The following is a 15732-nucleotide window of genomic DNA, read 5'->3' as shown; positions in this document are numbered from 1 at the left end:
CAGGTGGCCCACTCCCCACGCAACCACGCACCCACCCGCACGCGCCAGCGAACCGCGAACCCTGAGGGACCGGAGACCCCATGAACGTCATCGACGCAATCCGCACCAAGCGAGACGCGAAGGAACTCACCGCCCCCCAGATCGACTGGGTCATCGCCGCCTACACCGAAGGCAAGATCGCCGACGAGCAGATGTCGGCCCTGGCCATGGCGATCCTCCTGAATGGAATGACCCGCAGGGAGATCGCCCGCTGGACCGCAGCGATGATCGACTCCGGCGAGCGGATGGACTTCACCACCCTCACCCGCCCCACCGCGGACAAGCACTCCACCGGCGGCGTGGGCGACAAGATCACCCTCCCCCTCGCCCCCCTCGTCGCCGCCTGCGGCGCCGCCGTACCGCAGCTCAGCGGCCGCGGCCTCGGCCACACCGGCGGCACCCTCGACAAGCTGGAGTCCATCCCCGGCTGGCGCGCCCTGCTCTCCAACGAGGAGATGCTCGGCGTACTCGACTCCACCGGCGCCGTGATCTGCGCCGCGGGCGACGGACTCGCCCCGGCCGACAAGAAGCTCTACGCCCTGCGCGACGTCACCGGCACCGTCGAGTCGATCCCGCTGATCGCCTCCTCGATCATGTCGAAGAAGATCGCCGAGGGCACCGGCTCGCTCGTCCTCGACGTGAAGGCCGGCTCCGGCGCCTTCATGAAGACCGTCGAGGACGCCCGCGAACTGGCCTCCACCATGGTCGAGTTGGGCAACGACCACGGAGTGCGTACGGTCGCCCTGCTCACCGACATGGACACCCCGCTCGGCCGCACCGCGGGCAACGCCCTCGAGGTACGCGAATCCGTCGAGGTCCTGGCCGGCGGCGGCCCCGCCGACGTCGTGGAGCTCACCCTCGCCCTCGCCCGCGAGATGCTCGACGCGGCGGGCATCTCCGACGCCGACCCGGCGAAGGCGCTCGCCGACGGCTCCGCCATGGACGTCTGGCGCCGCATGATCGCGGCCCAGGGCGGCGACCCGGACGCCGAACTGCCCCGCTCCCGCGAGCAGCACGTCGTCACGGCCCCCGCCTCCGGCGTGCTGACCCGCCTCGACGCGTACGACGTGGGCGTGGCCGCCTGGCGGCTCGGCGCGGGCCGGGCCCGCAAGGAGGACCCGGTACAGGCGGCCGCGGGCATCGAACTGCACGCCAAGCCCGGCGACCGCGTCACCGCCGGCGAGCCGCTGCTCACCCTGCACACCGACACCCCGGAGCGCTTCGAGGAGTCCGTCGAGGCGCTCGCCGACGCCTACGACATCCGAACGCCCGACGAGGCCTCGGTCTCCTACACCCCGCGCCCGATCATCCTCGACCGCATCTCCTGAAGCAGCGGGAGCCGCCGCCCTCCCGCCGGGAGTTACGACGGCTTCGTGCACGTACCGTGAAGGCTCCGGGGCCGCCGATGAGTTCGCGACGGCGCGCGGGTCTCCCCTGTGTGAAGGCATCCGAACCGCTTGTAGTCGGCCTCGGCGCCCGGGTCGCCCGGGACGAGGTCCCGCAGCTGTGCGAGCAGCTGACGGCCGGCCTGGAGTCCACCGGTGCCACCGAGGTGGTCTGCGACGCCGGAGGGCTCGTCGCACCCGATCTGGCCGCCGTCGAGGCGCTCGCCCGACTGCGCCTGACCGCTCGCAGAGCGGGGGCCGGCATGCGGATACGTGATCCCGGCCCCCGCCTGGAGCAGCTACTGAGCCTCGTCGGCCTTGCTGAGGTACTCCGGGAAACCGAAGAGCGGGAACCACCGCTTCGTGTCGAGGAAGCAGTGGAACCCGGTGATCCGGCCCCCTGAGGTCTCGATGATCTGCAGGGCCCAGGGCGCCATCCGGCTCTCGTCCTCCGGATCCGGCTTGTAGTGCGCGAACGCCGGTGTGCCGTTGGCGAACGTCGGCAGGAGCTTCGAACCGCGGCAGCCCGCGCCCTGGTTGACCAGGAAGGCCAGGATGTCGTCGTGGCCCTTGAGCCACAGGTCGAACGGGGGCATGGTCATGATGGCGTCGTCGTGCAGCACGGCCGCCATGGCCTTCATGTCGTATCCCTGGAAGGCCGCCATGTAGCGGTTCAGCAGGTCCTGCTGCTCCTCGTCCAGCGGGTCGGCCGGGTCGGTGTCCTTGACCGGGGAGTCGGCGAGGGTGGCGCGGGCGCGCTGCAGGGCGCTGTTCACCGAGGCGACCGAGGTGTTCAGGAGCTCCGCGACCTCGTTCGCCTTCCAGGCAAGGACTTCGCGGAGGATCAGGACCGCGCGCTGCTTGGGCGGCAGATGCTGCAGGGCGGCGACGAAGGCGAGCCGCACCGACTCCCGGGCGACCGCGGTCTCCGCAGGGTCCGCCGTGGAGGGCAGGATGCGGCTGTCCGGCACGGGCTCGAGCCAGGTCACCTCCGGCTGCGGATTGAGCACTGCCGTCGACTGGTGGCTGCGCTCGGTGAGGTCCATGGGGAGTGCGCGCTTGTTGCCCGCGTTCAGCATGTCCAGGCAGACGTTCGTCGTGATGCGGTAGAGCCAGGAGCGCAGGGACGAGCGGCCCTCGAACTTGTCGTACGCCCGCCAGGCCCGCACGAAGGCGTCCTGCACCGCGTCCTCGGCCTCGAAGCTGGAGCCCAGCATCCGGTAGCTGTACCCGGTGAGCTCTGTCCGGTACTTCTCCAGACTCGCCTCCAGGTCGTCCTTGCCGACCTTCTGTGCCGCCGCGAGATCAGTCATGGGGTCCGCCTCAGTCCGCCTGTGTAGCCCGTCCGACACCAACACTTCGGAAGCTACCGCAGGGGACTGACACTCGCCCCTGAGCCGGGAAAACCCGTGCACGACCCTTGACACTCCGTGTCCGCCCGCAGGGGTTTGCGGCCGCTCAGGCGCCAGCGCCTGCCGGCACCGCCCGCCGCCGCTCCACCCGCGCCGCGCGCGTCCCGAGCAGCGTGATGCCGGCGACTCCGACGACGGCGATCAGGCCGAGCAGCACCGTGCCGGACCAGCCGGTCGCGTGGAAGGCGACCGCACCGAGCGTCCCGCCCGCGCTGCTGCCCAGGTAGTACGCGGACTGGTACAGCGCCGAGGCCTGTGCGCGCCCGGACTTCGCCGTACCGCTGACCGCCGACGACGCCACCGCGTGCCCCGCGAAGAACCCCGCCGTGATCAGCACCAGGCCGGCGAGCACCGCCATCAGCGAGTCACCGAGCGACAGCAGCAGACCCGCGGCGGTGGTGCCGACCGCCAGATACAGCGCACCGCGCCGCCCGAGCCTGCGGACCAGGCGGCCGGCCGCGGCGGACGAGACCGTGCCGACCAGATAAACCAGGAAGATCGACCCGACGACGCCCTGCGGCAGCGAGAACGGCTCCTCGACGAGCCGGTAGCCGATCACCGTGTAGACCCCGCCGAACACGGTCATGAACAGCGCGCCGATCGCGTAGAGCCGGCGAAGCAGCGGATTGCCGAGATGGTCGCGCACGGTCCCGAGCAGTACCCGCGGCCGCAGCGAACCGGCCCGGAAATGCCGGGGCCCCGGCAGCAGCACCCGGAACGCCACCGCGCACAGCAGCGCCATCACACCGACCGCGGCGACCGCCGCACGCCAGCCCCAGGCCTGCGCCACCCAGCCGGTGAGGACACGGCCGCTCATGCCGCCGATGCTGTTGCCCGCCACGAACAGGCCGATCGCCGCGACCAGCGCCTTCGGCCGTACCTCCTCGGCGAGATACGCCATCGCGGACGCCGGAAGCCCGGCAAGTGCCGCGCCCTGTACGGCCCGGAGCGCCACCAGCCAGCCGAGGTTCGGTGCGAACGGTACGAGGAGGCCGACGGCGACCGCGACCGTCAGGGAGGCGGTCATCACGGTGCGCCGCCCGTAGCGTTCGGAGAGCGCGCTCAGCGGCAGTACGCACAGCGCGAGCGCGCCGGTGGCCGCGGACACCGTCCAGCTCGCGGTGCCGGCGGTGACGCCGAACTCCGCGGAGACGGCGGGCAGCAGGGCCTGCGTCGAGTAGAGCAGCGCGAAGGCCGCGAGGCCGGCGGCGAAGAGGGCGAAGCTCATCCGGCGGTAGCCGGCGCCGCCGGGCGCGAGCCGGGTGTCGGCGGGCGCGGCGGCGGGAGTGAGGGGTTCGGGGGACGGCGAGGTGCGGGCGCCCGCATGGGTGGCGGACGCCCCGCTACTGGCAGGAGGCATGCGTCGAAGGTAGAACCGCGGAACTGATGCGTCCAATGCATGAACTGCCGATAATCGATCCCATGGTGCATGAGAGCAGATCAGGGCGGCGCATGTCGCAGAACAGTTACGCAAGCGACATTCCCTCGTCGCCCCGGAGTCCGGGGGCTTCCGATGCATCCGGTGACCCGGACGACTGGGCGGCGCTGCTCGCGCCCCGGCTCGCCTACTTCGCCGCCGTCGCCCGCACCGAGCACGTGACCCGCGCCGCCCTGGAGATGAACGTCCCGCAATCCACACTCTCCCGCGCCCTGGTCCGGCTCGAACAGGACCTGGGCGTCGACCTGTTCGCCCGCCACGGCCGCACCGTGTCGCTCACTCCGGCGGGCCGCACCTTCCAGGCCTCGGTGGAGCGCGCGCTCGCCGATGTCGAGCGGGCCGCGGAGGAGGTGCGCGCCGACGCGGACCCGGCGGCCGGCAAGGTCGCCTTCGGCTTCCTGCACACCATGGGCTCGGAGACCGTCCCCGCCCTGATCCGCGCCTTCCGCGCCGACCACCCCCGGGTGCGCTTCACCCTGGTCCAGAACTACGGCGAGTGGATGATCGAACGGCTGCGCTCCGGCGCCCTCGACCTCTGCCTCACGTCACCCGTGCCGGACGCCCCGGACCTGGTCGCACGGCGCCTCGACGAACAGCGGCTGCGGCTCGTCGTACCGGCCGACCACCGCCTCGCGGGCCGCAAGCGGATCCGCCTCGCGGAGGCCGCCGACGAAACCTTCGTCACCCTCGAGCCGGGCTACGGACTGCGCCGCATCACCGACGACCTGTGCGCCCAGGCCGGATTCCGTCCGCGGATCGCCTTCGAGGGCGAGGAGACCGAGACGTTGCGCGGTCTGGTCGCCGCCGACCTCGGGGTCGCCCTGCTGCCACCGCCCGCCTTCGCCCGTCCCGGGGTGGTGGAGCTGGCGGTCACGGCGCCGCGTGCGGTCCGCGAGATCGGGGTGGCCTGGCTGGACGGCCACCCGGACACCCCGCCGGTCGCCGCCTTCAAACGCTTCCTGCTCTCCCGCCGCGGCCACCTGCTGGCGTGATTCGACTGCCGGCTTGATTCGACGGCGCCCCAAGTCCCGTACGGGATACGGGAGTCGAGCGCTCAGCGCCGCAGCGACCGCCCGAAACCGGAGGCGAGCGGCATCCGCAGGCCGAGCGGCGGGGGAGCGGCGAAGGCGTCCGCGAGGGGGCGCGCGTAGGTCCGGTCGTAGAGCGATCCGATGACGAAGTCCGCGGCGAGCGCGAAGACTTCGTGCCGGTGCTGGGCGAGCGCGTGCCCGTCCGAGTGCACCTCGAAGCGGCACGTCTCCCGGTTTGCCTTCTTCACCCGCGCGGCGAAGCGGAACGACAGTTCGGGGTCGGTCCGCTGGTCGTTCGTGCCGTGCACGATCAGGACGCGGCGGCCGCCGAGCTGCTTCACCGGTTCGGGCTCGGCGGCGACGTCCTCCTCGGGCAGCCAAGGGGCGAGCGCAAGCACCGAGTTGACGGCCGGGTGGCCGCCGGAGCGGAGCGCGGCGCGCCCGCCCATGTCGACACCGGCCAGGCAGACCGGCACATCGCCGTAGCGCCGCACCACCTCGTCCACGGCCCATGCGGCGTCCTTCGCGGGGCGTGCGTCGGGGCCGTTCCAGCCGCGCTCGCCGTGCCGCACCACGTGCGCCACGAGCCCTTCGTCCCGGCCGGCCTTCACCAGCGAGCGGCCGAGCGCGCGGACACCCGCGAGAGCGAGCGGCGACGTACGGCGCGTGGAGTTCTCGTCGCCCCCGGGGAGCAGCAGCACCACACCGCTCACGGAGCTCGATTCGGTCCCGAGGACCCGGCCAAGTCGGGCGCCGCGTACGGGCGTCGCTTGCTGTGGCATGGCTCAACACTGTCAGAAGCCCAGGTGTACGGAACCCTGCCGTGCGGTCTCTGTTACGTATCGGCTGCGGCGTCGGAGCGGCGCATCGGACCGCCCCGCCCCGCGTCCTACCAGCGTTCCCAGTGCAGGACCTCGTCCCGGGGAATCCGCCGGGCGGGCCGGAAGTCGGTGCCGATCGTGAACGCCAGCGGGATGAAGGCCGCGAGCATCACCTCGTCGTACGGCACCCCGAGCACACCGGCGAGCTCCTTCTCCAACGGACCCTGCGCCGTGGTCCATACGGTGCCGAGCCCGCGGGCCCGGGCGGCCAGCATGAAGCTCCACACGGCCGGCAGGATCGAACCCCAGGTCATGGACTGGTCGAGCACGGAGGCACCTTCGGTGCGGCCTTCGACGGCCGGGACGACGAAGGCGGGCACCCGATGGATGTTGGCCTGCAGATGCCGAAGGCCGTCCGAGATCCGCTCCATCGAGCCGGGATGGGCGAACATCCGCGGCAGGTCCCGCTCGCTCGGCGGCTGCCCGCCCCCGGTCGCGAGGGCGCGGCGGAAGAGGTCGCCGACCAGGCGGCGTCGCTCCGGATCGGTGACGACGATGAAGTGCCAGCGCTGCCGGTTGCGTCCGGTGGGCGCCTGGGTGGCCAGGTCGATGCACTCCTCGATCAGGGACCGTGGGACCGGGCGGTCCAGGTCGAGGCGTTTGCGTACCGCCCGGGTGGTGGACAGCAACTGGTCGGTGGTCAGGCCCAGTTGAGCGTGCGGCCGGTCGAGCGTCATAAGAGTCTCCTCGGCGTGGGGCGCCTACCGTCTGCATGAAGATGGTTGGGATCCAGATGATTGGCGAGCGTACGATCGTTATGATCGGCAGTCAAACAATCTGGCTCCAGACGATTTCTGTTACGGTGACGCCGGCCCGAAGGGAGAGCCCATGCCGCCGACGAACACGGACCGCGCGAGCACCGACCGCGCGAGCGCCGACCGCACCGACACCGGCCGCACGAGCGCCGACTACTTCCGCCAACTCGCTGCGGAGCGCCCCGACATCGCCCTGTGCCGCGCCTCCACGGCCGTGGCCCGAGCCGCCGACGCCCAGGCCCAGGCGCTCGGGATCGGCGTCGGCCGGCACCTGGTCCTGAAAATGCTCGCCGAGGTCGGCCCCTGCTCGCAGCGCGTCCTGAGCGACCAGCTGCGCATCGACCGCACCGTGATGGTCGGCCTCTGCGACAGCCTCGAAGAGGCAGGTCACGTGCGCCGTGAACGCCACGCCACGGACCGCCGTGCCTACGCCGTCACCCTCACCGACACCGGCAGACAGTTGCTCGACCGGGCCGAGGCGGCGGTACCCGAGTTCCTCGACAGCACCTTCGGTGCGCTCGGTCCCGCGGAGCGCAAGCAGCTCGCCACCCTCCTGGGCAAGCTCCTGCACTCCACCTCCCGACCGTGAAAGGAGGGAGAGTTCTACGCGCGTAGGCGGTACAGTGCGGAAATGACGAGCCAGACCACTCCCGCCGTGACCTTGGAGCAGATCCGCCGAGCACCCAAGGCACTCCTGCACGACCACCTCGACGGCGGCCTCCGCCCCGGCACCATCGTCGAACTCGCCCGCGAGACCGGGTACGACGGTCTCCCGGAGACCGAGCCCGACAAGCTCGGCACCTGGTTCCGCGAGGCCGCCGACTCCGGCTCTCTCGAGCGGTATCTGGAGACGTTCTCGCACACCTGCGCCGTCATGCAGACCAGGGACGCCCTGGTCAGGGTCGCCGCGGAGTGCGCCGAGGACCTGGCCGAGGACGGCGTCGTCTACGCCGAGATCCGGTACGCCCCGGAGCAGCACCTGGAGGGCGGCCTCACCCTGGAGCAGGTCGTCGAAGCGGTCGACGAGGGCTTCCGCGAGGGCGAGCGCCGGGCCCGCGAGAACGGCCACCGGATCCGCGTCGGCGCCCTGCTCACCGCGATGCGGCACGCGGCCCGCGCGCTGGAGATCGCCGAACTCGCCAACCGCTACCGGGACCACGGCGTCGTCGGTTTCGACATCGCAGGCGCCGAGGCGGGCTACCCGCCCACCCGCCACCTGGACGCCTTCGAGTACCTGAAGCGGGAGAACAACCACTTCACCATCCACGCAGGCGAGGCCTTCGGCCTGCCGTCGATCTGGCAGGCCCTGCAGTGGTGCGGCGCCGACCGGCTCGGCCACGGTGTGCGCATCATCGACGACATCGAGGTCGCCGACGACGGCACGGTCCAGCTCGGCCGCCTCGCCTCGTACGTCCGCGACAAGCGCATCCCGCTCGAGCTGTGCCCGACGTCCAACCTGCAGACGGGCGCGGCCGATTCGTACGCCGGACACCCGATCGGGCTGCTGCGGAAGCTGCACTTCCGGGCCACCGTGAACACCGACAACCGGCTGATGTCCGGCACCAGCATGAGCCGTGAGTTCAAGGAGCTCGTCGACACCTTCGGCTACACCCTCGACGACATGCAGTGGTTCACGGTCAATGCGATGAAGTCGGCCTTCATCCCCTTCGACGAGCGCCTGGCGATGATCAACGACGTGATCAAGCCCGGGTACGCCGAGCTCAAGTCCGAGTGGCTCTTCCGTCAGACCGCCGCCGGCGGCGATCTCGCGGAGAGCTCGGCCTGATTCGTTCGGGTGCCCGCTCGGGCGGATGTTCCCCGTCGATGCGTCAAGGCGGTGTCCGGGGCGTTCATTCGTTGCAGTGAACGCCCCGTTCGCGGCGTCCAGCGGATCATGCGCGGCCGCCGCGCGGGTGTACGGCGGCTACCCCTCGCTCGTACGGCCATGACCTGCTGATTTACGAGGGAATTCGAAGTTCCGGAAGGGTGGGTGCCGTGCCGCGAAGATCGAATACGGGTCGCGTTTCGGTGTTTGCGAGCGCGCTTCGCGGATGGCTAGCTTGCGGGACCGCTCTTCAACCCCGTCACAAGGACGTATTCCCCATGAAGCAGACTGCCGTCAAGTCCCTCGGTGTCGCCGCTCTCGGTGCCGCATTCGCCGTTGCCGCCGGTGGTGCCGCCTCGGCGGCGCCCGCCCTGCCCGACGCGACGGGGGCCCTCGACACGGTGACCTCGACCCTGCCGGTCGAGTCCGCCGCGCAGCTCCTGCCGGCCGGTGGCTCCGAGGCGCTCGCCGCGGGCGAGATGGCCGTGGGCCAGGCCGCTCCGGCGCTCGACCAGGCCACGTCCGGTCTGCCGACCGATGCCGCGGATCCGGTCGGGGGCCTCCTCGGCGGCCTCCCGACGGGCGGCGGCCTGCCGCTCGGCTGACGTTTCCAGCCCGTCCGGCGGCACCACCAAGCCCGTCCGGCGCTTGAGGACGAGGCCGCCAGGCCGATGGCCTGGGACCGCCACGGGGCGCCGCCCCGGACCCCTCCCCCAAGCTCCCGGCTCCGCTCGAGCAGGGGGGACCCCCATCTCAAGCGTCGGAGGGGCTTGAATTGGTCGGAGCATCAGAGGAGGCCGACCCGGCCAGGTGCCGGGTCGGCCTCTTCGTATGTCGATCTCACGAACCGCCTACCAGGCGGACGCGTGCGTCCGCGCGGCCTTCTCGGACGGCAGCAGGATCCACAGCGCCAGATAGAGCAGGAACTGCGGGCCGGGCAGCAGGCAGGACACCAGGAAGATCACGCGCATGGTGCTCGCGGAGGTGCCGAAGCGCCGTGCCAGCGCTGCGCACACTCCGCCGAGCATCCGTCCGTCGGTGGGGCGGGCAAGGGCGGTCATGGTGGCTCCTTCGCGAACCTCGGTGGGGCATCCCCGTATGGGCCCCGATGTCTTCAACCGTACGAGCGCGAAGCGGGCAGAACGTCGGACTGCGGGGCGATCCCGACCCTGGGAATCGTCGGGGTCGACCCCTGAGAGGCCTCCTCCCGGGGGAGGGGTACGGCCGGCGGCGCCTCGGCCCTGCGGCGGAGCCGGGCCCGCATGGCCGGTACGAGGGAGAGGTGGACGATGGCCACCCCTGCGGTGTTGAGGAACATCGAGTCCACGTCCACGACCTGCCCCGGCACCCCGGTCTGCAGCAACTCGATGGTCAGCGACATCAGCGCGGCGGCCGCCACCGTACGCATCAGCGAGGTCAGCCGGGAGGCGCGCAGCCGGCCGCCGACGAGCGGCAGGAGCACCCCGAGCGGGGCGAGCAGCAGCATGCTCTCGCCGATTCGGCGGGCGGCCTCGGTCGGCCCGAGAGCCAGATCGGCCCGGATGCCGGCGAACGGCTGGAGATTGGCGGCGCTCACCCACGGCACATCGAGCGGCCGCAGCGTGAACCAGCCGACGACCAGAAGGTGCACGGCGAGGACGACCGCTCCTGCCGCGCGGACATGTACCACGGCACCTCTGCCGTCCGAGCCTTGACGCTGCACGAACCCCAAGACGCGAGCATCGGCAGGATCGGTTCCGCAAGGCTGCCCGCAAATCCCCGGCGGCCCACGAGGCGCCGGTCACCCCGGGCAGGCCACCCCCCGTCAGCCCACCGTCTGCGCCGGTGGCCCCGACTCGCCGGGGCGTGAGCGGGTCTCGTCGGTGCACTCGTACCGCCGTGGCTCGGTGTCCCCGGGGCCGCCGAGCACCACACTGCGGCCGCCGTCGCCCGCCTCGGAGACGGCCAGCGTGCACACCAGCTGGGACAGCGCGAACGGCGTCAGTCCCGCGGGGTCCGCGCTCAGCCGCAGCGTGGCCCGCGGATCGCCGTCCTGCGGCTTCGCCACGGTGATCGGCCCGCGCACGTCGGTGGTGAAGCCGGCCTGGCCCTCGACCGGCGAGGGCCGTTCCTGCAGTTCGTCGACGAGGGCCTGGGCGATCCGTACCCGGTCGCTCGCCGCGTCCTCGCCCTCGAGCTGCACCGTGCGGTCGACCGCCACCAGCTGCGAGCTGCAGACCAGGAACACCCGCACCGGGATCCCGGCGGCCGCCTGGGTGCCGATCTCCGGGGCGCCGGTCGTGCACGGCACCCGGGACGGCGCGGGTCCGAAGTCCGTCGGCACCTCGGTCGGCCGGATCCCGCAGCCGGCCAGCGTCGCGCAGCACAGCGCGCCGAACAGGGCGGCGCGGGCGGGAGTCCGCCGCACCACGTCACGCAGCCTCATGAGGAGACCCCCGAGGACTCCTCGGACTCTTCGCCGGCGTCCTCGCCGGCCGGCCGCTCCACCATGTGCGAGGCGTCGCGCGGGAGCCGCAGCGTGAAGACCGCGCCGCCCTCGGCGGAGTTCTCGGCCGTGATCTCACCGCCGTGGATGTGCGCGTTCTCCAGGGCGATCGACAGGCCGAGCCCGCTGCCCTCGGACCGCGGCCGGGACGCGCTCGCCTTGTAGAACCGGTCGAACACATGCGGCAGCACCTCCTCGGGAATCCCGGGCCCGTGGTCCCGTACCCGGATCAGCAGATCGTCGCCGTCCACCCGCACCTGGACCCGGACCGGGGAGCCGCCGTGCTTGAGGGCGTTGCCGATCAGATTGGCCAGGACGACGTCGAGGCGGCGCGGGTCGAGCCGGGCGGTGATGCCGCGCTCGGCGTCCAGGTCGACGGCGTCCAGCCAGGCCCGGGTGTCGATACAGGCGGTGATCTGGTCGGCGATGTCCACGTCGTCGAGGACGAGCCGTGCGGTGCCCGCGTCGAAGCGGGTGACCTCCATCAGGTTCTCCACCAGGTCGTTCAGCCTGCGGGTCTCGCTGACCACCAGGCGCACGGCGGGCTCGATCATCGGGTCGAGGCTGTCCGCCTCCTCCTCGAGCACCTCCGTGACGGCGGTGATCGCGGTCAGTGGCGTGCGCAGCTCGTGCGACATGTCGGCGACGAAGCGGCGGCTGGACTCCTCGCGGCTGCTCATGTCCGCGACCTTCTTCTCCAGATTCTCCGCCGTACGGTTGAACGTCCGTGACAGCTCGGCGAGTTCGTCCGTACCGGACACCCTGAGCCGGGTGTCGAGCTTGCCCTCGCCCAGCCTGCGCGCGGCCACCCCGAGCCGGTGCACCGGCTTGAGCACGGTGGTCGCGGCCGCCTGCGCGAGCAGCGCGGCCCCGATCAGGGCGAGGCCCGTGGCGATGCCCAACGACCAGGCCAGCGACCCGAGATCCTCGGACTCCGGCTCGAGCGACTTGAGCATGTAACCGGTCGGCCCGCCGCCCATCACCCGCGTACCGCCGACCAGAAAGGGGGTGCCGCCGGTGTCCGTCTTGCGCTGCCAGAAGAGGTGGTACTCGTCCTTGTTGCCCTTCTCCAGCGGCCGCTTCTCGTTCACCGCCTTCTGCAGCGACTTCGGCACGTCGGTGAGCGTGAAGCTGTCCAGATCCGAATTGCCCACCACCGTCTTGCCGTCGGGGTCCTCGCCGATCAGGAGCACGCTGTAGCGCTGGCTGCTCTGCGACATCCGTACGGCGGTCGCCTCCAGGTCGTCCTGGGTGGGCCGGGGAGGCAGCGAACCGGCGCGGTTCTGCATCTCCTCCTCGAAGTCGTTCAGCGCCGCGTCCTGCGTACGCGTGAGCACCGCCTCGCGATTGAGCCAGTACGCGATCCCGGACGCGGACACCGCGGCGGTGAGGGCGACCAGGCCGAACACCACGACCAGACGCAGCCGCAGGCTGGTGAGGCGCAGCCCGGCGAGAACCCTCCTGGTCGGCCCCCGCCGCTTGCCGTCGGACGCTTCGGTCACTGAGGCGTGTCCAGCCGGTAGCCGACTCCGCGCACGGTACGGATCAGGGTCGGCGAGGACGGCACGTCCTCCACCTTGGCGCGCAGCCGCTGCACGCAGGCGTCCACCAGACGGGAGTCACCGAGGTAGTCGTGCTCCCAGACCAGGCGGAGCAACTGCTGCCGGGACAGGGCCTGTCCGGGCCGCCGGCTCAGCTCGAGGAGCAGGCGCAGCTCTGTCGGCGTGAGCTGCAGGTCCTCGCCGTCCTTGGTGACGGTCATGGCGGAGCGGTCGATCACCAGGGAGCCGAACACCGCCGCGTCGTTCGCCTCGCGCTCGCCGCGGCGGAGCACCGCCCGGATCCGGGCGTCGAGCACCCGGCCCTGGACGGGCTTCACGACATAGTCGTCGGCGCCGGACTCCAGGCCCACCACCACGTCGATGTCGTCACTGCGCGCGGTGAGCAGGATGATGGGCAGCTGGTCGGTGCGCCGGATGCGCCGGCACACCTCGAACCCATCGATCCCGGGCAGCATCACGTCGAGCACGATCAGATCGGGCCGCTGTTCTCGCAGCAGCTTCAGACCGTCCTCTCCGGTGGCGGCTGTGGCCACACGATGCCCCTGGCGCGTCAGCGACAGCTCCAGGGCCGTGCGGATGGCGTCGTCGTCCTCGATCAGCAACAGGGAAGGCACAGAGGTCATTCTGGCCCATGGGGCGGTGGGGTTTCGACAGTTGGAGCGCTCCCACCCATCTCCCACACAGCGACGGGCCCTGTGACAGGCCTGTGACAGTCGGCGGACACCGCCATGAAAGTCCCCCGGCAAACTCTTGGGCAGACGGAAAAGCTCAACCCGAAACGCAAGAACTCAAGAGCACGAGCAGGCAAGAACCGAGACTCCACGACGGGGGGCGCGAGATGAACACGCTGCACAGCACCAGTTCTGGCGCAGTAGTCACGCGCTTGCACGACGTCCGTGGAGGAGAGAAGTCCGGTGCCAATGGGGGTACCTCCCTGCTCGAGCGGAGTCGAGAGCTCGGGGGAGGGCGGGGGTGCGCTCGCGGCACCGGGCGTCAGCACACCACGTACATGACGGTTGTCGACGCACGTCAGAAGGCGGCTGCCGCTGGGGGAGCGGCGTACGGGGAGGGCTCGGGGGAGCGGACGACGTCCCTGTCGGAGGCGGAGTTCACCGCCTACGTCAAGGAGCGCCGCGCCTCCCTGTACGCAACCGCCTACCACCTGACCGGTGACCGGTTCGAGGCCGAGGACCTGCTGCAGAGCGCGCTGTTCTCGACGTACCGGGCCTGGGACCGGATCAGTGACAAGGCCGCCGTCGGCGGTTACCTGCGCCGCACCATGACGAATCTGCACATCAGCGCCTGGCGCAGGCGCAAGCTCAACGAGTACCCGACCGAGGAGCTGCCGGAGACGGTCGGCGACACGGACGCGATGCGCGGCACCGAGCTGCGCGCGGTCCTGTGGCAGGCACTGGCCCGGCTGCCCGAACTGCAGCGCACCATGCTGGTGCTGCGCTACTACGAGGGTCGTACGGATCCGGAGATCGCGGACATCCTCGACATCAGTGTCGGCACGGTGAAGTCCAGCATCTGGCGGTCGCTCCGCCGGCTGCGCGAGGACGAGGTCCTCAGCTTCGGCCGTGACCTGGAGGAGTCCTTCGGCGAGCTGGTCGCGTAGAAGTACGTGGACGTACGCGAACCGGCCCGCGGAAGGCGGGGGGGCGTCGCTCGGGGGAGCGGCGGAACGTTCCGGGGGGAACGGAAACACGGGGGGACACGGGGGAACGGGGAAGCACACGGGGGAAACGGGGGCCGCCCGCGCGGGGGCCCACGGGGGAGAACGAGAAGGATCCGACGGGGGAGCAGGACAGGGTCCTTCGGACGGTTGCGGGATCGGGAGGCCGGGGGGTCTTTCCGGTCCCGTTGCCGTTTCCCAGGCCATTTCGGAGGCGGCCCTGAGCCGGCCCTGAGTCGTTCCCGAGCCGGCCCTGAGTCGTTCCCGAGCCGACCCCGAGTCGTCCCCGAACCGCATTCGGAGTCGAGTCCCGCGCTGTTCGCGTATCGGCGGCTCAGACGTGGTCCGCGGCGGTGCTCGGTTTCGTGAGGCGCCCTGCGGCCGCCGCGGCGAGCCGGCCGAGTGCCTCCTGCTTGCCGCAGGGGTGTGTACCGAGCGCCGCCTGGCGGGCGACGATGGCCCGCTCCGCGCGCATAAGGCGCCAGCCGCGCCGCAGCAGGAACGGCACGGACTTGCGCCCCTCCCGCAGATCCCGCAGCAGCCGGCGCCGGAACGTGGTCGACGGTCGGCCCCGCAGGCACAACGCATCGGCCAGTACGCCGAGTTCACGGCAGCGCCCGACGATCTCCGCGGCGAAGATGCCCTCGGCGACGATCAGCGGGGTGCGGTCGATCTCGAGGGACTCCGCGCCCACCCGCGAGCTGGTGGCGATGTCGTAGACCGGGATCCGGGTGTGACCGGTGCGGCACAGCTCCACGATCGCGGCGAGCGCGGCCTCTGCGTCCCAGGACCCCGGAGCGTCCCAGTCGATGTCCGAACTGCCCGGGACCTGCGGCAGCGTGGGATCCCCGGCCTCCTTGTAGAAGTCGTCGAGGCGCAGTACGGGCAGGCCCGTGCGGGCGGCGAGGCGGGACTTCCCGGAGCCGGAGGGCCCGGTAAGGAGCACGACGCGGGTCGGTATCGGCGGATGCGAACTCACGGGACACCAGTGTGGGCCATCCCCTCGCACGAGTGACCCCATGGGTCGGGCTTTGGTACGCGTATCACACCTCGATTACTGTCGGTGCGCGTACGACTACGCGGGAGCCTTCGTCCCGGCCCGCGCACCCTCGATCTGCCGGACAGGTGGTAACCGATGAGCCCCATGACGGAACAGGGCCCTGAACCGATGGACCCCGCCGCGGCCGCGCGGCGGACCGGCCGCGGGCGGCATGCCCGGCCCTCGCGCCCCGGCCGCACGGTGC

At 71.5% G+C, this 15732-nt stretch carries 17 protein-coding genes; 7 read left to right on the top strand and 10 right to left on the bottom strand.

Annotation, left to right across the window (positions count from 1 at the left end; translation table 11 throughout):
- The first annotated feature begins 80 nt into the window (after positions 1-80).
- Positions 81-1367 (top strand): thymidine phosphorylase, encoded by a 1287-nt coding sequence (locus DY218_RS22920; protein WP_128558020.1) that lies wholly within the window; start codon positions 81-83, stop codon positions 1365-1367.
- A gap of 77 nt (positions 1368-1444) precedes the next feature.
- Positions 1445-1828: an STAS domain-containing protein gene (locus tag DY218_RS22915; protein WP_128558019.1), complete on the top strand. Its 384-nt coding sequence runs from the start codon at positions 1445-1447 to the stop codon at positions 1826-1828.
- Here the strand turns inward: DY218_RS22915 and DY218_RS22910 are convergent.
- Together DY218_RS22910 and DY218_RS22905 are read right to left on the bottom strand one after the other, a co-directional pair.
- Positions 1724-2737, bottom strand: coding sequence for a sigma-70 family RNA polymerase sigma factor (locus DY218_RS22910; protein ID WP_128558018.1), 1014 nt, complete (start codon positions 2735-2737; stop codon positions 1724-1726). The two genes, DY218_RS22915 and DY218_RS22910, sit on opposite strands and share 105 nt — an antisense overlap.
- A 145-nt stretch (positions 2738-2882) precedes the next feature.
- Positions 2883-4196 (bottom strand): MFS transporter, encoded by a 1314-nt coding sequence (locus DY218_RS22905; RefSeq protein WP_128558017.1) that lies wholly within the window; start codon positions 4194-4196, stop codon positions 2883-2885.
- Between the two features lie 62 nt (positions 4197-4258).
- Here DY218_RS22905 and DY218_RS22900 point away from each other — a divergent pair, with 62 nt between their 5' ends.
- Positions 4259-5266: a LysR family transcriptional regulator gene (locus tag DY218_RS22900; RefSeq protein ID WP_128558016.1), complete on the top strand. Its 1008-nt coding sequence runs from the start codon at positions 4259-4261 to the stop codon at positions 5264-5266.
- Between the two features lie 62 nt (positions 5267-5328).
- Here the strand turns inward: DY218_RS22900 and DY218_RS22895 are convergent, their stop codons facing one another.
- Positions 5329-6087 carry a prolyl oligopeptidase family serine peptidase gene (locus DY218_RS22895; RefSeq protein WP_128558015.1) on the bottom strand — a complete coding sequence of 253 codons (759 nt, stop codon included), beginning with the start codon at positions 6085-6087 and terminating at the stop codon, positions 5329-5331.
- A 107-nt stretch (positions 6088-6194) separates the two neighbouring features.
- Positions 6195-6863, bottom strand: coding sequence for a nitroreductase family protein (locus tag DY218_RS22890; protein WP_128558014.1), 669 nt, complete (start codon positions 6861-6863; stop codon positions 6195-6197).
- Between the two features lie 151 nt (positions 6864-7014).
- On the opposite strand from DY218_RS22890, the gene DY218_RS22885 reads away from it, so the two are divergent.
- The 3 genes from DY218_RS22885 (at position 7015) to DY218_RS22875 (ending at position 9371) form a co-directional block, all read left to right on the top strand.
- Positions 7015-7530, top strand: a complete 516-nt coding sequence (locus tag DY218_RS22885; protein WP_128558013.1) for a MarR family winged helix-turn-helix transcriptional regulator — start codon at positions 7015-7017, stop codon at positions 7528-7530.
- A gap of 42 nt (positions 7531-7572) precedes the next feature.
- Positions 7573-8727 carry an adenosine deaminase gene (locus DY218_RS22880; RefSeq protein ID WP_128558012.1) on the top strand — a complete coding sequence of 385 codons (1155 nt, stop codon included), beginning with the start codon at positions 7573-7575 and terminating at the stop codon, positions 8725-8727.
- A 317-nt stretch (positions 8728-9044) separates the two neighbouring features.
- Positions 9045-9371 carry an ATP-binding protein gene (locus tag DY218_RS22875; protein WP_128558011.1) on the top strand — a complete coding sequence of 109 codons (327 nt, stop codon included), beginning with the start codon at positions 9045-9047 and terminating at the stop codon, positions 9369-9371.
- A 246-nt stretch (positions 9372-9617) separates the two neighbouring features.
- Here the strand turns inward: DY218_RS22875 and DY218_RS22870 are convergent, their stop codons facing one another.
- The 5 genes from DY218_RS22870 to afsQ1 all read right to left on the bottom strand — a co-directional run bounded on the left by DY218_RS22870 (position 9618) and on the right by afsQ1 (position 13427).
- Positions 9618-9827 carry a PspC domain-containing protein gene (locus DY218_RS22870; RefSeq protein WP_128558010.1) on the bottom strand — a complete coding sequence of 70 codons (210 nt, stop codon included), beginning with the start codon at positions 9825-9827 and terminating at the stop codon, positions 9618-9620.
- Positions 9828-9880: 53 nt separating this feature from the next.
- Positions 9881-10468 (bottom strand): VanZ family protein, encoded by a 588-nt coding sequence (locus DY218_RS22865; RefSeq protein ID WP_128558045.1) that lies wholly within the window; start codon positions 10466-10468, stop codon positions 9881-9883.
- 102 nt (positions 10469-10570) lie between these two features.
- Entirely contained in the window at positions 10571-11191 is a 621-nt protein-coding gene (locus tag DY218_RS22860) for a hypothetical protein (RefSeq protein ID WP_233521821.1), read from the bottom strand.
- Positions 11188-12753 (bottom strand): sensor histidine kinase, encoded by a 1566-nt coding sequence (locus DY218_RS22855; RefSeq protein ID WP_158574096.1) that lies wholly within the window; start codon positions 12751-12753, stop codon positions 11188-11190. The genes DY218_RS22860 and DY218_RS22855 overlap by 4 nt, the downstream gene beginning before the upstream one ends.
- A complete protein-coding gene (gene afsQ1 / locus DY218_RS22850) occupies positions 12750-13427 on the bottom strand; it encodes a two-component system response regulator AfsQ1 (RefSeq protein WP_158574094.1) in 678 nt (225 codons plus the stop codon). The genes DY218_RS22855 and afsQ1 overlap by 4 nt, the downstream gene beginning before the upstream one ends.
- Before the next feature lie 224 nt (positions 13428-13651).
- On the opposite strand from afsQ1, the gene DY218_RS22845 reads away from it, so the two are divergent.
- Positions 13652-14431, top strand: coding sequence for a SigE family RNA polymerase sigma factor (locus DY218_RS22845; RefSeq protein ID WP_128558007.1), 780 nt, complete (start codon positions 13652-13654; stop codon positions 14429-14431).
- Between the two features lie 391 nt (positions 14432-14822).
- Here DY218_RS22845 and DY218_RS22840 read toward each other — a convergent pair whose 3' ends face one another.
- Positions 14823-15509 (bottom strand): uridine kinase family protein, encoded by a 687-nt coding sequence (locus DY218_RS22840; protein ID WP_128558006.1) that lies wholly within the window; start codon positions 15507-15509, stop codon positions 14823-14825.
- Positions 15510-15732: the final 223 nt, after the last annotated feature.

Origin of the sequence: Streptomyces triticagri, assembly GCF_003429565.1 — a bacterium.
GTDB classification, from domain to species: domain Bacteria; phylum Actinomycetota; class Actinomycetes; order Streptomycetales; family Streptomycetaceae; genus Streptomyces; species Streptomyces triticagri.
The sequence above is the reverse complement of the archived record's forward strand: the minus strand, read 5'-3'. Positions and strand labels throughout refer to the sequence as shown.

Excerpts from the sequence above, each read along its gene's own strand:
- DY218_RS22920 (WP_128558020.1), top strand. The coding sequence starts at position 81 with ATGAACGTCATCGACGCAATCCGCACCAAGCGAGACGCGAAGGAACTC.
- DY218_RS22915 (WP_128558019.1), top strand. The coding sequence starts at position 1,445 with ATGAGTTCGCGACGGCGCGCGGGTCTCCCCTGTGTGAAGGCATCCGAA.
- DY218_RS22910 (WP_128558018.1), bottom strand. The coding sequence starts at position 2,737 with ATGACTGATCTCGCGGCGGCACAGAAGGTCGGCAAGGACGACCTGGAG.
- DY218_RS22905 (WP_128558017.1), bottom strand. The coding sequence starts at position 4,196 with ATGCCTCCTGCCAGTAGCGGGGCGTCCGCCACCCATGCGGGCGCCCGC.
- DY218_RS22900 (WP_128558016.1), top strand. The coding sequence starts at position 4,259 with ATGGTGCATGAGAGCAGATCAGGGCGGCGCATGTCGCAGAACAGTTAC.
- DY218_RS22895 (WP_128558015.1), bottom strand. The coding sequence starts at position 6,087 with ATGCCACAGCAAGCGACGCCCGTACGCGGCGCCCGACTTGGCCGGGTC.
- DY218_RS22890 (WP_128558014.1), bottom strand. The coding sequence starts at position 6,863 with ATGACGCTCGACCGGCCGCACGCTCAACTGGGCCTGACCACCGACCAG.
- DY218_RS22885 (WP_128558013.1), top strand. The coding sequence starts at position 7,015 with ATGCCGCCGACGAACACGGACCGCGCGAGCACCGACCGCGCGAGCGCC.
- DY218_RS22880 (WP_128558012.1), top strand. The coding sequence starts at position 7,573 with ATGACGAGCCAGACCACTCCCGCCGTGACCTTGGAGCAGATCCGCCGA.
- DY218_RS22875 (WP_128558011.1), top strand. The coding sequence starts at position 9,045 with ATGAAGCAGACTGCCGTCAAGTCCCTCGGTGTCGCCGCTCTCGGTGCC.
- DY218_RS22870 (WP_128558010.1), bottom strand. The coding sequence starts at position 9,827 with ATGACCGCCCTTGCCCGCCCCACCGACGGACGGATGCTCGGCGGAGTG.
- DY218_RS22860 (WP_233521821.1), bottom strand. The coding sequence starts at position 11,191 with ATGAGGCTGCGTGACGTGGTGCGGCGGACTCCCGCCCGCGCCGCCCTG.
- DY218_RS22845 (WP_128558007.1), top strand. The coding sequence starts at position 13,652 with ATGAACACGCTGCACAGCACCAGTTCTGGCGCAGTAGTCACGCGCTTG.
- DY218_RS22840 (WP_128558006.1), bottom strand. The coding sequence starts at position 15,509 with ATGGGGTCACTCGTGCGAGGGGATGGCCCACACTGGTGTCCCGTGAGT.